Genomic DNA, 13,212 nt, shown 5'->3' with positions numbered 1-13,212 from the left:
GACGCCACAGTAACCGAATCGAATTCGGTTTTGAAGGGGACAGTCCAAGCCCCGGCAAAGTTCCCGTGCCCGTCAGCGCCCGTGCGGCGGTTCCCGCCGGACGGGGGGCCGCGGCTTCCTAGGGTGGCGGCAGCGGAGCCGGTAGCCGAGGGGCGGGACCGCGTGCGGCCCGGCCGGGGGAGGGGAGGGCCATGGTCCAGTACGAGGCCAGGCATCGGGCGCGCAGGGAGCACCGGGGCGGCAGGATCGCGGTGATCATGAGCGCGCTGATGCTCACCGTGCTGCTGGCGGCCCTGGACCAGACGATCGTGTCCACCGCACTGCCCACGATCGTGTCCGAACTCGGCGGGCTCAACCACCTGTCCTGGGTGATCACCGCCTACCTGCTCGCGGTCACGGCCGTCACGCCGCTGTGGGGCAAACTCGGCGACCAGTTCGGCCGCAAGCAGTTCTTCCTCACCTGCATCGCCGTCTTCCTGGTCGGCTCGGCCCTGTGCGGGATCGCCCAGAGCATGCTCCAGCTCATCCTCTTCCGCGCGGTCCAGGGCATCGGCGGCGGAGGGCTCATGGTGCTGGCCTCCGCCATCATCGGCGACGTCGTCTCGCCCCGCGAGCGCGGCAAGTACCAGGGGCTGTTCGGCGCGGTGTTCGGCATCTCCAGCGTGGCCGGTCCGCTGCTCGGCGGACTGTTCGTGGACCACCTGTCCTGGCGGTGGGTGTTCTACGTCAACCTGCCGCTGGGGGTGCTGGCCTTCATCACGGTGCTCGTGGTGCTGCCGCGCCGCCAGCCGACCGGCCGCCAGAGCATCGACTACTTCGGGATCGTGCTGCTGGCCGCCACCGCGATCTGCCTGACGCTGGTCGCCTCCTGGGGCGGCAGCCTCTACCCGTGGACGTCGCCGCAGGTACTCGGGCTCGGCGCCGCCGCCGTGGTGCTCGGTGTGGGCTGGTGGCTGTCCGCGCGGCGGGCGCCGGACCCGGTCATGCCGCTCAGCCTGTTCCGCGACCCGACCATCGTGGTGGCCATGGCGATCGGCTTCTGCGTGGGCTTCGCGATGATGGGGTCGATGGCGTTCCTGCCGCTGTTCCTCCAGGTCGTGCACGGCCTGTCGCCCACGGCCTCGGGGCTGCACCTGCTGCCGATGGTGCTGGGTCTGTTCCTGACCTCGATCACCAGCGGTCGCCTGGTCACCCGCACCGGCCGCTACAAGGTCTACCCGGTGGTGGGGATGGCGGTGACCTCCCTCGGCCTGTTCCTGCTCTCGCGGCTGGGGCCGGAGAGCTCGATGGTGCAGATGGGGCTCTACTTCTTCGTCCTCGGCGTGGGCCTGGGCCTGGTGATGCAGGTGGTGGTCGTGGTGGTGCAGAACGCCGCCAGCTACGCGAACCTGGGCGTGGCCACCTCGGCGGCGACGTTCTTCCGGTCCATCGGGGGGTCGTTCGGCACGGCGGTGTTCGGCGCCGTCTTCTCCGGGCAGCTGGCGGCCAACCTGGCCGAGCGGGCCGCGCAGATCCAGCTGCCGCCCGGGGTGGACCCCGCGGCGCTGGAGAGCGACCCGCGCAGCCTGGACCAGCTGCCCCCGCAGGCGCAGGCGTCCTTCCTCCAGGCCTACGCGGACGCGGTGGACACCGTCTTCCTGTGCGCGGTCCCGGTGGCCCTGGCCGGGTTCGTGCTGGCGCTGTTCCTGCGGCAGATCCCGCTGCGCACCACCATCGACTCCCCGGACCTGGACGAGTCCATCCCTCCCGTGGCCGCCGCGAGCCGCAGCGCCATCGCGCACGTGGAGAAGGAGGTGTTCCGGGCCTGCGGCCGGGAGGGCGCCGACCAGATGTACGCGCGCCTGCGCGAGGCGGCGGGCCTGGAGGTCTCGCCGCGCGCGTGCTGGGTGCTCAGCCACCTGGGCGTGACCGGGCCGCTCTCGCCCGGGGAGCTGGTGGAGATGTCCGGGCTGCCAGCCGACTACTGGGAGCCGGTCCACCGGGAGCTGGTCGAGGCGGGCTACCTGGCGGGGGAGGGCGAGCCCTGGGAGCTGAGCCGACGCGGCGCGTCCGCCGCCCGCGGGGTCTTCGAGGCCCAGCGCACCGCGCTGCGCTCGCTGCTGGCCGACTACGGCCCCGAGGAGCACCCCGAGGTGGTGGCCGCCCTGGAGCGGATCACCACCGACGTCCTGGGGGACGAGGGGGACGCCGGGCACCTGGAGCGGGGCGCGCACCGGGCCTGAGTGCTGGAGGGGGCCGGAGCGGACCGTACCGTTCGGCCGGACCGCTCCCCACGATCGGAACGGTCCGTCTCCTGGACTGGAGGCCGGTCCACCTCCCGGGCGGGAGGGGCGTCAGCCTGTCGTTCCTTTCCGCTGTGCCCGGTCCGCCACTCCCCCTCAGCTCACACTGCCGCGTCGTCCAGCGCGACGGACCGGGCGGCGTCCCGCTGCTCATCGAGTCCGGCGAGGCGCTGCTGGTAGGCGCCGCGAAGCGCGGCCTCCGCGTCCGCGCCCAGCGGCAGCCGCAGCGGTGCGGGTTCGGTCTGGGCACAGGCGATCATCGCGTCGGCGATCTTCGCCGGATCGTTCGGGTGGGTGATCGCACCGCCGGCGATGGCACGGCGCACCTCGCCCACCGGCCCCAGATCGTAGACGTCCAAGGTGGAACCGTCGTCACGGCTGGGGGTGAACTGAGTCGGTGCCGCGCCCGGCTGCACGATGGTCATGCCGATGCCGAGGGCTGCGAGCTCGGGGGTGACGGATTCGCAGAAACCCTCCACCCCCCATTTGGCGGCGTGGTACGCGGCGAACCCCGGGACCGCGGCCTGACCGCCCGCGGACGACACCTGGAGGATGCGTCCGTGCCCTTGACTCCGGAGGAGGGGGATGAACGCCCGGATCACGTCGATCGAGCCCAGGAGATTGGTGTCGATCGATCGGCGGATCTGCTCCCTGCTCAGCTCCTCGGCCGCACCGAAGGTGCCGTATCCGGCATTGCTGACCAGTACGTCGATGACGCCGAAGTGCTCGAAGGCCGCGCTGACGACGTGTTCGACGGCGACCGGGTCGGTGACGTCGAGCTCGGACACCCACAGCCGGTCGCCCGCCGAAGCGCGCAGGCCGTCGAGCAGACGGGGGTTGCGCAGCGTCGCGGCGACGCTGTCGCCGCGGGCCAGCAGGCGCTCCGTCATGATGCGCCCGAACCCGGTGGACGTGCCGGTGATGAACCACGTGGTCATAGATGTTCCTCGGATCGGTGGCTGTTCGGTACGAGACGCTATGACCTCGAGTCGACTGGAGGTCAAGCTGTAGATTCGGCGGATGACCACTACGAAACTCTTGGGTATCGGCGCGGTGAGCGAGCGGACCGGGGTGTCCGTCTCGACGTTGCGCTTCTACGAGCAGGAGAAGCTGTTCTTGCGCCCGGTCACACGGGACGGTGCGGGACGGCGGCTGTTCGCCTCGGACGAGGTGGACTGGATCACCGTCTGCAAGAAGCTGCGCTCGTCCGGCATGCCGCTGCCGCGCATCCGCGACTACGTCGACCTCGTCCGGCAGGGACCGCGCACACGGCCGCAGAGGCTGGAGATCCTGAGGGAGCACCAGCGGGCCGTCGCGTCCCGGGTGGCCGAACTCCAGGAGGCGTTCGACATCATCGACAACAAGGTGCGTTTCTACGCCGAGCACTCGGCCGAGGCCGTGGGCGACGACCTGTGGCTCGACATGCCCGACTGCTCCGCCGTGTCGGGAGCGCGGGTGCCGGAGTAGCGCTCCCCGGTGCGGTGGGACGGCCTCGGGCGACAGCGCATGACGGAGCGCACCTGGGGTGGGACCCCCCTATTTCCAGGAAACCACCGCGACACCGGCTCGGGACACCCCTGATCACCGTCTGTGGACAACCGGTGCGAACTCCGGTCCCCGGGGGCGGGGGCTTGCCGGATCCGAGAAACCGAATACAGTTCGGTTCATAACCGTCATCCAGGCCCTTGGAGGACCCCGTGGCCGAGGCATACATCGTCGGCGCAGTACGCACCCCCGTCGGCACCAGGAAGGGCGCCCTGGCCGCCGTGCACCCGGCGGACCTGGGCGCGCACGTGCTCAGGGAACTCGTCTCCCGGACCGGGGTGGACCCGGCCGCGGTCGAGGACGTCATCATGGGCTGCGTCAGCCAGGTCGGGCCGCAGGCGCTCGACCTGGCCCGCACCGCCTGGCTCTCCGCGGGCCTCCCGGAGTCCGTCCCCGGCGTCACCATCGACCGCCAGTGCGGCTCCTCCCAGCAGGCCGTCCACTTCGCCGCCCAGGGCGTCATGTCCGGCACCCAGGACCTCGTCGTGGCCTCGGGCGTGGAGAACATGGGCATGGTGCCCATGGGGGCCAACGTCCAGTACGCCCTCGACAACGGGCTCGGCCTGTACGGCGACGGATGGGTCGAGCGCTACGGCCACCAGGAGATCTCCCAGTTCCGCGGCGCTCAGCTCATGTGTGAGAAGTGGGGCTTCGAGCGCGAGCAGCTGGAGGAGTTCGCGCTGGAGAGCCACCGGCGCGCGGCCCGGGCGCTGGAGGCGGGCCACTTCGACGAGCAGATCGCCCCCCTGGCCGGGGTGGAGCGCGACGAGGGCGTGCGCCCCGACACCACCCTGGAGAAGATGGCGGGCCTGAAGCCGCTGCGCGAGGGCTGGGCGCTCACCGCCGCCGTGGCCAGCCAGATCTCCGTCGGCGCGGGCGCGGTCCTGATCGCCTCCGAGCGTGCGGTCGAGCGGCACGGCCTGACCCCGCTGGCCCGGATCGTGCAGCTCTCGCTGGTGGGCGACGACCCCGTGTACATGCTCACCGCGCCCATTCCGGCGACCCGCGTCGCCCTGGAGAAGGCGGGCCTGGGCATCGACGACATCGACGTCACCGAGATCAACGAGGCCTTCGCGCCGGTGCCGATGTCCTGGATCCAGGAGCTGGGCGCGGACCCGGCCAAGGTCAACCCCAACGGCGGCGCCATCGCCCTCGGCCACCCGCTGGGCGCCACCGGCACCGTGCTCATGGCCAAGCTGGTCGGCGAGCTGCACCGCACCGGCGGCCGCTACGGCCTCCAGACCATGTGCGAGGGCGGCGGCCAGGCCAACGTCACCATCATCGAGCGGGTCTGAACTTTCCCGGCTCGGAAGCCTGTGTGCTCGCATGCGAGCACACAGGCTCCTTTCCATGGAGCAGGTCACGCGGAGGGCGGAGAACGCGCTGGTCCAGCGTGTGAGGCGCATGGCAGAACGTCGTGGCGTCAGTATGAACGAGTACATGACACATGTGCTGAGCACCGCGGCCGACCCCGAACCCGTGACCGAAGAGGCGCGGGTGATTCGCGCGAAGCTCGCCCAGGCGGGGCTCCTCGATTCCTCGGGGACGCCTCGGACACGTCCCAGCAGAGAAGCGTTCGACAGGGCACGTCGCGCATCCGGTCGCGGCAGCTCCCCAGCGGAGACCGCGTCGGAGGAGCGGGATCGAAAGCCCTGGGGTAATACCAACGAGGTATTACCCTGGTCTCATGAGAATCACCGAAAAGGGTCAGGTCACCATCCCCGTCGAGGTGCGCAGGAGCCTGGGACTCAAACCAGGGGACGAGGTCGAGTTCGTCCTGGACGGTACGGGCGCCCGAGTCGTCCGTTCAGCGTCCACGCGTTCTCGAGGGCGACGTCTCGTCGACCGCCTCCGAGGCAAGGGTGACGTCGCGCTGTCCACCGATCAGATCATGGCCCTGACCAGGGGAGACGATGATGACGAGGGATGAGGCCGAAGTGTCGTGCGTGGCTCCTTCCCACGAGGAGCCGACGGTCACCCTCGTCGACGCCAACGTGCTGCTGGACGTCTTCACCGAGGACCCGGTCTGGGCGGAATGGTCGACCAGGGCGCTGGAGGAGGCGGCGGATCAGGGCCCTTTGGTGATCAATCCCCTTATCTACGCTGAGGTGTCCGTACGTTTCAGCCGGATCGAGGAACTCGATCAGGAACTCACCGACGACTTCGTCCGTGCACCCCTGCCCTGGGAGGCGACCTTCCTGGCGGGGAAGGCCCATCTCCAGTACCGCAAACAGGGCGGGAACAAGACCACACCGCTGCACGACTTCTACATCGGTGCTCACGCCGCTGTCAGCGGCTTCCAACTCCTGAGTCGGGACGCCCGCAGGTTCCGGACCTACTTCCCCACGGTCAAGCTCGTTTCACCGAACTAGATTCCAGCGCCGGGCCGCCGACGCCGTTGGACAGGCCCAGCCAGGCGGCCATCTCGGTCAGCTGCTCGACCAGTTCGGGCAGCGTCTCGGCGGGCGCGTCGTCCTCCAGTGTGATCCGCTGCGCCAGCAGGGTCCCCGAGGCGCGGTCCGCCTTGAGGTCCACCCGCGCCACCAGGTCCTCGCCCAGCAGGAACGGCAGCACGTAGTAGCCGTGCACCCGCTTGGCGGCGGGCACGTAGATCTCCAGCCGGTACCGGAACCCGAACAGCTCCTCCGCCCGGTCGCGCGTCCACACCAGCGAGTCGAACGGGCTCAGCAGCGCCCGCGCCCGCACGCTGCGCGGCACCCGGGCGTCCCGGTGCAGGTAGGCCGTGCGGTCCCAGCCCCGCACCCGCACCGGCACCAGCTCGCCCGCCTCCACCAGGTCGGAGACGGCCGCCCGGGACTCGGTGGACTTGAGCCGGAAGTAGTCGCGCAGGCACGCCTCGGTGGCCACCCCGTGCGCGCGGGCGGCGATCGACACCAGCTCCCGGTGCGCCTCCTCCGGGGTGGTCTCCGGCGCCGCGTACACCTCCGGCGGCAGCACCCGCTCGGGCAGGTCGTAGAGCCGCTCGAACTGCGCGTTGCGCCCGTTGGAGGTCAGGTCGCCGACCCAGAACAGGTACTCCAGGCACCTCTTGACCTCGGACCAGTTCCACCCCCAGTGGTCCTTGGCGCGCGGCACGTCGTGCGCCAGCCCCGCCTCCACCTGCCGGGCGCTGGCCGGGCCGATCCGCACCACCTCCTCCAGCACCGCCTTGACCAGCTCGGGCTTCTCCTCCCGGATGCGGTCCATCCACCCCACGCGCTCCTGGGCGCGGTTGCGCTCCATCCGGTGGCGCATGAGCTGGCGGGTGGAGGGCGGCACCAGGCTGGCCTCGTGCGCCCAGCACTCCACCAGCCGCGCGGCCCCCGAACCGGTCGCGGAGGTGGTCGCCCGGTCCAGCAGGGCGGTGTCGTAGGCGCCCATGCGCGCGAAGACCGGCAGGTACTGGCTGCGGGCCAGCACGTTCACGCTGTCGATCTGGAGGATGCCCACCCGGCGCACCACCCGCGCCAGGTGGGCCAGGGTCGGCTTCCCGGCGGGCCGGGGGTCGCTGAACCCCTGTGCGGTGAGCGCGATCCTGCGCGCCTGGGAGAGGGAGAGTTCCGCGTCGCGGCGGGGGTGCGGTTCTGCCATTGCGCCACCGTAACCCCGACCGACGACAGTCCGCCCTCCCGGGCCGCGGGGCCCGTGCGCCGGACCGGCGGGGAGCGCCGAAAAACCTTTGACCCAATGCGAACCTCCGGGGGTGGAAAGCCGTCCAACAGAACGCGACAAGAACCACCGGGCACGTGCCGGGAGTCGCGCACGCCCCGGTGCGGAGGACGGCCGCACCGGGGCCACGACCGTCCCCGTGCCCCGCGCCCCCGAGGAGCGGGGCACGAACGGTCGCCTCCTCGCATTGTCCCCGTCGGGGACCCCGCGTTCCCGTTGTCCACAGGGCTGTTATCCCCTTCCCGGTCGCGGGCCCGCCCGCGCGGCGGGATGTCCCCCCGATGCGACAGCATGTCCGCCATGGACAGTTTCGAGGAGTACCGCGACTCGGCCCGCCGGAACGGCGTACCCGACCACGCCGTCGACACGGCCCTGCGCCTGGCCCGCCCCCAGATCGGGCTGGGTCCCGCGGACGGGGGCGGCGGGGTCCTCGCCGGGCGGTACGGCGGCCGTCCCGTCCTGCCCCCGGACGTCGACTGGAGCGGCTTCCCGGACCTCATCGCCTCCGTGGACTGCGCGGCCCTGCCCCGGGACGTGCTCGACCTCCCGCTGCCGCAGGACGGCCATCTGCTGTTCTTCGCCAACCGGCGCGACCCGGAGGGGTCCGCGGGCGACGGCGCCGTGGTCCACGTCCCCGCGGGGGCGGCCGCGACCGAACGCACCCCCGAGGAGGGCACACCCCACACGGACCCGTACCCCCTCTACGCCCGGTCGGCCTGGAGCATGCCGACGGGTGTCGACGGCGCCGTCGTCGCGGACGGGGACACCGAGCGGGTCTACCGGGAGCACCGGTTGGAGCAGTACGACCGTGCGGAGCACGTGCGCCGGTCCGACCTGATCCTGGGCGGGTACGCCTACTCGCCGCAGGACCCGCCCTTCGTCCAGACCCCGGCCGACTACGAGCGGGACGGAGGGGAGCGCGTGCTGCTGGCCCAGGCCCGCTACGAGATGTTCGGCGCCCCCGGCTGGACCGGGTACGCGGTGTGGGTCATGTACCGCCACGACCTGGAGGCGATGGACTTCACGAAGGCGGTGGGCGGGGTGCTGGGCTCCCACCCCTGACGGTCGCGCGGCCGCCGCGGCGGCGCGGTCCGCTCCGCGCGGTCCCGGCGGGCCCGCGCTCGCGGTCGCGGACACGCGGGGCCGCCTCCCCGGCGAGGCCGGTCCCGTCGCCGCCATGGCCTAGCCTTCTGCTGTGCGTATCGCGACATGGAATGTGAACAGTGCCCGGGCCAGGGCCGAGCGGATCGGCGCCTGGCTGGACCGGAGCGACGTCGACGTCCTCGCCATCCAGGAGACCAAGGCCCGGGACGACCAGTTCCCCGCCTCGGTCCTCACCGACCGCGGCTACGAGGTGGCCCACCACGGCCTGTCCCAGTGGAACGGGGTCGCGATCGCCTCCCGCGTCGGCCTGGAGGACGTGCGGATCGGCTTCCCCGGCCAGCCCGGCTACGGCGACCCCGAGGAGGCCGAGGCCCGCGCCATCGGCGCCACCTGCGGGGGCGTGCAGGTGTGGAGCCTGTACGTGCCCAACGGGCGCGAGGTCGACCACCCCCACTACGCCTACAAGCTCCGCTGGCTGGAGGCGCTGCGCGAGGCGGGCGCCGCCAGCCTGGCCGCCGACCCCGACGCCCAGATCGCCTACGTCGGCGACTTCAACATCGCCCCGCGCGACGAGGACGTGTGGGACATGGCCGCCTTCGAGGGCAGCACCCACGTCACCGAGCCCGAGCGGGTGGCTTTCGACAAGCTGGTCGGCGCCGGGTTCGACGAGGTCGTGCGCGCCCACACCCCCGGCCCCGGCGTGTACACCTACTGGGACTACAAGGGCCTGGCCTTCCCCAAGCGCAGGGGCATGCGCATCGACTTCGTGCTCGCCTCCCCGGCGCTGCGCGACCGCGTCAGCGGCGCGAGCATCGACCGCGAGGAGCGCAAGGGCAAGGGCGCCTCCGACCACGCCCCGGTCATCGTGGGCCTGGACGGCGACGGCGGCGGGGCCGTGGCCAGGGAGGCGGCCAAGTGAGCGCCGCGGCGCCGCGCGTGGCGGTCTTCGGCAGCGTCAACATGGACCTGGTCGCCTACGTCGAACAGGTTCCCGCCAGCGGGGAGACCGTCACGGGCACGGCCTTTCGCCAGGTGCCCGGCGGCAAGGGCGCCAACCAGGCCGTGGCCGCGGCCAGGGCCGGGGCCGACGTGGCCTTCCTCGGCGCGGTGGGCGAGGACTCCTTCGGGGAGGACCTGCGCGCCAACCTCGTCGGCAGCGGCATCGACGTGTCCGGGCTGCGCACGGTGCCCGGGGCGTCGGGGGTGGCGCACATCGTCGTGGACGGCGGGGGCGGCAACTCGATCATCGTCGTGCCCGGGGCCAACGGCGAGGTCACCGGCGTGGCCGCGGGCGACTCCGGGATCATCGGGGGAAGCGCCGCCCTGCTGCTCCAGCTCGAACTGCCCATGGAGGCGGTGGTCTCGGCCGCGCGCGCCGGCCGCGAGCTGGGCGTCCCGGTCTACCTGACCCCGGCTCCCGCGCGCGAGCTGCCCGCCGAACTCCTGGAGTCGGTGGACGTCCTGGTGCCCAACCAGCACGAGGCGGCCGCGATCACCGGCCGCGCCGAGCCGCGCGAGGCTCTGGCCGCGCTGCTGGAGCTGGTTCCGGAGGTGCTGCTGACCCTGGGCGAGGACGGATCGCTCCACGGCCGCAGAGGGGAAGAGCCGCTGCACGTTCCCGCGCGCCGGGTGGAGGCGGTGGACACCACGGCGGCCGGGGACGTCTTCTGCGGGTCGTTCGCGGTCGCCCGCGCTGAGGGCCGCACGCCGGAGGAGGCCATGCGGTTCGCCGCCGCGGCGGCCGCGCTCTCGGTCCAGCGGCACGGCGCCAGTTCGTCGATGGCCTCCCGGGACGAGGTCGAGGCGCTGCTGGGCGGCTGAGTCCGCCGCCGCCCCTCCCCGGCTTGCGCGGGGTCCCGGCCGGTCGGGCACGCGCTCCTCAGGGCGCGTGCCCGATCTGCCGGAGGAAGGGGGCGGGGTCCTGGTTCTGGAGGCGCACCTCCAGCACGATGTCCACGGTGTCGCCGACCATACGGCCTCCCCAGGGCACCGGCCCGCCGTCGCCCACGCCGAAGTCCGAGAGGCGGATCCGGGTGGTGGCGGAGAAGAAGTGGCCGTGGGTGTCCTCGGGGGAGGCGTAGTCCGGGGCCTCGCCCACCCACTGGGCGTCCAGCACGGTGGGCACGGTCGTGCCGTGGATGGTCAGGTCGCCGTGCAGGCGGAAGGCGTTGGGGTTGCGCCCGCCCGCTTCCAGCCCGGTGGAGACGAAGCGCAGCTCGGGGTGGTGGTCCACGTCCAGGAAGTCGGGGGAGCGCAGGTGGGCGTCGCGCGCGCCCACGCCGGTGTTGACGCTGGCGGCGTCGAGGACGACCTCCACCGCGGACCGTTCGGGCTCCTCGGCGACGGCGACGCGGCCCCAGGCCTGGCCGAACGTGCCCTGGACCCGGCCGAAGCGCAGGTAGTGGGCGACGAAGATCAGGCTGGAGTGCAGCGGGTCGAGGTACCAGGTGCCGGGTCCGGGACCGACCTCCGCGGGGGCGGTTGTCATTACCGATTTCTCCCTTTTGTCTTATCTGAGGCTTTTGTCCACATACTTTAGATCTGACGCCCGGACGGGGAACGGAGTTCCGGCCCGGTGGGGGGCGAGATCTTCGACTCGGTGGCCGCGCACGCGCTGAAACCGCCTCTGACGAGCCGGTTCGCCGCGTGTGAGATCCCCCGGGCGGTTCCCGGCGACCGGAACCGGTCAGCCGCGCGACGGCGGACTGACACGGCACGCGAAGGGCCGCGCACCCACGGCCGCCGGCGCACCCACGGCCGCCGACGCGCACGCGACAGGGCCGGAGCGCACACGAAGGAGGCCGGGGCGGCACCGCCCCGGCCTCCTTCCCGCACGCGCGCCCGGCGGGCCCGCGTACGCTCCGCTACATGTGCTCGGGAGCCTCCACGCCCAGCAGGTCCAGACCCTGGACCAGGACCCGGAACGCCACCGCGACCAGCGCCAGGCGCGACTCGCGCTCGGCCTCGTCGGAGGCGGTCAGCACCGGGCAGTGCTCGTAGAAGGCCGTCAGGGACTGCGCCAGCTCGAACAGGTACGTGGACAGCCGGTGCGGCTGGAGCAGGTCGCCGACCTGCGCCACCACCGCGCCGAACTCCAGCAGCTTGAGGGCCAGGTCGCGCTCGGCGCCCTCGGAGACGCTGATGTCCCCCCTGGCCTGCGACAGCTCCAGGCCGCCCTTGCGGAAGATCGACCGGATCCGGGCCTGGGCGTACTGGAGGTAGGGGCCGGTGTTGCCGGTCAGGGCCAGCATCCGGTCGAAGTCGAAGGTGTACTCGGTGTCGTGCGCGACCGACAGGTCGGCGTACTTGACCGCGCCGATGCCCACCTGACGGGCGATCTCGGCCTGGCCCTCGGCGTCCAGGTCGGGGCGGTTCTGCGCGACCACCGCGGCGGCGCGCTCGATCGCCTCGTCCAGCAGCGCCATGAGGCGCACCGGGGCGCCGCTGCGGGTGCGCAGGATCTTGCCGTCGCTGCCCAGCACGTTGCCGATCTGCACGTGGACGGTCTCCACGCCCTCGGGCAGCCACCCGGCCTCGCGGGCGGCGGCCCACACCATCTTGAAGTGCATGGCCTGCGGGGCGCCGACCACGTACAGGATGCGGTCGGCCTTGAGGTCGTCCACACGGTGGCGGACGGTGGCCAGGTCGGTGGTGGCGTAGCCGTAGCCGCCGTCGCTCTTGCGCACGATCAGCGGGACGGGCTTGTCCTCGCGGCCGGTGAAGCCCTCCAGGAACACGCACAGGGCGCCGTCGCTGATCTCGGCGATGCCCTTGGCCTCCAGCTCCTCGCACACGTCGGCGAGCGCGGAGTTGTAGCTGCTCTCCCCGGCCAGGTCCTCGTCGGTGAGGGTCACGCCGAGCTTGGCGTACACCTTGTTGAAGTAGGCCTTGGACAGGCCGACGAGCTTGCGCCACAGGCGCAGCGTCTCCTCGTCGCCGCTCTGGAGGGAGACCACGCGGCGGCGGGCGCGCGCGGCGAAGTCGTCGGGGCCGGGGCCCGAGGAGTCGAACTTGGTCCGGGCCGCCTGGTAGAAGGCGTTGGGGTCGGTGGTGACCAGGTCCGCCTCGGGGGAGTCCTCGCCCACCTCCAGCAGGTGCTCGATGAGCATGCCGAAGGGGGTGCCCCAGTCGCCGATGTGGTTCTGGCGGATGACGTTGTGGCCCAGGAACTCCAGGGTGCGCGCGAGCGCGTCGCCGACCACGGTGGTGCGCAGGTGCCCGACGTGCATCTCCTTGGCCACGTTGGGCGCGGAGTAGTCCAGCGGGATGTTCTGGCGCTCCTGCTCGGGCACGCCCAGGCGCGGGTCGTCCAGGAGCCGGCGGGTCTGCTCGGCGATCCAGTCCTCGCGCAGCGTCAGGTTGATGAAGCCCGGCCCGCTGACCTCGACGTCGCGGCAGACGTCGGCCACGTCCAGGTGCTCCATGATCGCCGCGGACACCTCACGCGGCTTTCGGCCCAGTCGCTTGGCGAGCGCGAGCGCGGCGTTCGCCTGGTAGTCGGCGAACTGGGACGGGCGGATGACGGGGTCGGTGTCGGCGAACTCGGGGCCGAAGGCGGCGCCGAGGGCGGACTGGACCCGTCGCGAGAGTACTTCCTGCGGGTCGGCCATGC

12 protein-coding genes are annotated in these 13,212 nt (G+C 72.2%); 8 read left to right on the top strand and 4 right to left on the bottom strand.

From position 1 onward, the window contains the following. Positions 1–191 precede the first annotated feature (191 nt). Complete coding sequence (locus AC0VX6_RS24860) at positions 192–2,222, top strand: MDR family MFS transporter (protein ID WP_274974913.1); 2,031 nt, start codon at positions 192–194, stop codon at positions 2,220–2,222. Positions 2,223–2,383: 161 nt separating this feature from the next. On the opposite strand, the gene AC0VX6_RS24855 is transcribed toward AC0VX6_RS24860, so the two are convergent. Next, the gene (locus tag AC0VX6_RS24855; protein ID WP_475466285.1) at positions 2,384–3,220 is read right to left on the bottom strand and encodes an SDR family oxidoreductase; all 837 of its coding nucleotides are present in this window, start codon (positions 3,218–3,220) and stop codon (positions 2,384–2,386) included. 82 nt (positions 3,221–3,302) lie between these two features. On the opposite strand from AC0VX6_RS24855, the gene AC0VX6_RS24850 reads away from it, so the two are divergent. The 4 genes from AC0VX6_RS24850 (at position 3,303) to AC0VX6_RS24835 (ending at position 6,199) form a co-directional block, all read left to right on the top strand. Further along, positions 3,303–3,749, top strand: a complete 447-nt coding sequence (locus AC0VX6_RS24850; protein WP_274974911.1) for a MerR family transcriptional regulator — start codon at positions 3,303–3,305, stop codon at positions 3,747–3,749. A gap of 230 nt (positions 3,750–3,979) precedes the next feature. Continuing rightward, entirely contained in the window at positions 3,980–5,122 is a 1,143-nt protein-coding gene (locus tag AC0VX6_RS24845) for an acetyl-CoA C-acetyltransferase (protein WP_274974909.1), read from the top strand. A gap of 392 nt (positions 5,123–5,514) precedes the next feature. Further along, complete coding sequence (locus AC0VX6_RS24840; protein WP_274974908.1) at positions 5,515–5,757, top strand: AbrB/MazE/SpoVT family DNA-binding domain-containing protein; 243 nt, start codon at positions 5,515–5,517, stop codon at positions 5,755–5,757. Beyond that, entirely contained in the window at positions 5,744–6,199 is a 456-nt protein-coding gene (locus tag AC0VX6_RS24835) for a type II toxin-antitoxin system VapC family toxin (protein WP_475466282.1), read from the top strand. Before AC0VX6_RS24840 ends, AC0VX6_RS24835 begins: the two co-directional genes overlap by 14 nt. Here AC0VX6_RS24835 and AC0VX6_RS24830 read toward each other — a convergent pair. Then, a complete protein-coding gene (locus AC0VX6_RS24830; RefSeq protein WP_475466280.1) occupies positions 6,177–7,418 on the bottom strand; it encodes a winged helix-turn-helix domain-containing protein in 1,242 nt (413 codons plus the stop codon). The two genes, AC0VX6_RS24835 and AC0VX6_RS24830, sit on opposite strands and share 23 nt — an antisense overlap. 369 nt (positions 7,419–7,787) lie before the next feature. Between AC0VX6_RS24830 and AC0VX6_RS24825 the strand changes: the two genes are divergently transcribed. The 3 genes from AC0VX6_RS24825 to AC0VX6_RS24815 all read left to right on the top strand — a co-directional run bounded on the left by AC0VX6_RS24825 (position 7,788) and on the right by AC0VX6_RS24815 (position 10,421). Further along, complete coding sequence (locus AC0VX6_RS24825; RefSeq protein WP_274974905.1) at positions 7,788–8,558, top strand: DUF1963 domain-containing protein; 771 nt, start codon at positions 7,788–7,790, stop codon at positions 8,556–8,558. A gap of 133 nt (positions 8,559–8,691) precedes the next feature. Then, on the top strand, positions 8,692–9,519 hold the full coding sequence (locus tag AC0VX6_RS24820) for an exodeoxyribonuclease III (RefSeq protein ID WP_274974904.1): 828 nt from the start codon (positions 8,692–8,694) through the stop codon (positions 9,517–9,519). Continuing rightward, a complete protein-coding gene (locus AC0VX6_RS24815) occupies positions 9,516–10,421 on the top strand; it encodes a ribokinase (RefSeq protein WP_475466278.1) in 906 nt (301 codons plus the stop codon). The genes AC0VX6_RS24820 and AC0VX6_RS24815 overlap by 4 nt, the downstream gene beginning before the upstream one ends. A gap of 58 nt (positions 10,422–10,479) precedes the next feature. Here AC0VX6_RS24815 and AC0VX6_RS24810 read toward each other — a convergent pair whose 3' ends face one another. Both AC0VX6_RS24810 and argS read right to left on the bottom strand, forming a co-directional pair. Further along, positions 10,480–11,088, bottom strand: a complete 609-nt coding sequence (locus AC0VX6_RS24810; RefSeq protein WP_274974902.1) for a YceI family protein — start codon at positions 11,086–11,088, stop codon at positions 10,480–10,482. Between the two features lie 376 nt (positions 11,089–11,464). Then, on the bottom strand, positions 11,465–13,210 hold the full coding sequence (gene argS, locus AC0VX6_RS24805) for an arginine--tRNA ligase (RefSeq protein WP_274974901.1): 1,746 nt from the start codon (positions 13,208–13,210) through the stop codon (positions 11,465–11,467). Positions 13,211–13,212 lie beyond the last annotated feature (2 nt).

The organism is Nocardiopsis sp. iso_25 (assembly GCF_056173305.1).
The sequence above is the reverse complement of the archived record's forward strand: the minus strand, read 5'-3'. Positions and strand labels throughout refer to the sequence as shown.

Excerpts from the sequence above, each read along its gene's own strand:
- AC0VX6_RS24860 (WP_274974913.1), top strand. The coding sequence starts at position 192 with ATGGTCCAGTACGAGGCCAGGCATCGGGCGCGCAGGGAGCACCGGGGC.
- AC0VX6_RS24855 (WP_475466285.1), bottom strand. The coding sequence starts at position 3,220 with ATGACCACGTGGTTCATCACCGGCACGTCCACCGGGTTCGGGCGCATC.
- AC0VX6_RS24850 (WP_274974911.1), top strand. The coding sequence starts at position 3,303 with ATGACCACTACGAAACTCTTGGGTATCGGCGCGGTGAGCGAGCGGACC.
- AC0VX6_RS24840 (WP_274974908.1), top strand. The coding sequence starts at position 5,515 with ATGAGAATCACCGAAAAGGGTCAGGTCACCATCCCCGTCGAGGTGCGC.
- AC0VX6_RS24835 (WP_475466282.1), top strand. The coding sequence starts at position 5,744 with ATGACGAGGGATGAGGCCGAAGTGTCGTGCGTGGCTCCTTCCCACGAG.
- AC0VX6_RS24830 (WP_475466280.1), bottom strand. The coding sequence starts at position 7,418 with ATGGCAGAACCGCACCCCCGCCGCGACGCGGAACTCTCCCTCTCCCAG.
- AC0VX6_RS24825 (WP_274974905.1), top strand. The coding sequence starts at position 7,788 with ATGTCCGCCATGGACAGTTTCGAGGAGTACCGCGACTCGGCCCGCCGG.
- AC0VX6_RS24810 (WP_274974902.1), bottom strand. The coding sequence starts at position 11,088 with ATGACAACCGCCCCCGCGGAGGTCGGTCCCGGACCCGGCACCTGGTAC.
- argS (WP_274974901.1), bottom strand. The coding sequence starts at position 13,210 with ATGGCCGACCCGCAGGAAGTACTCTCGCGACGGGTCCAGTCCGCCCTC.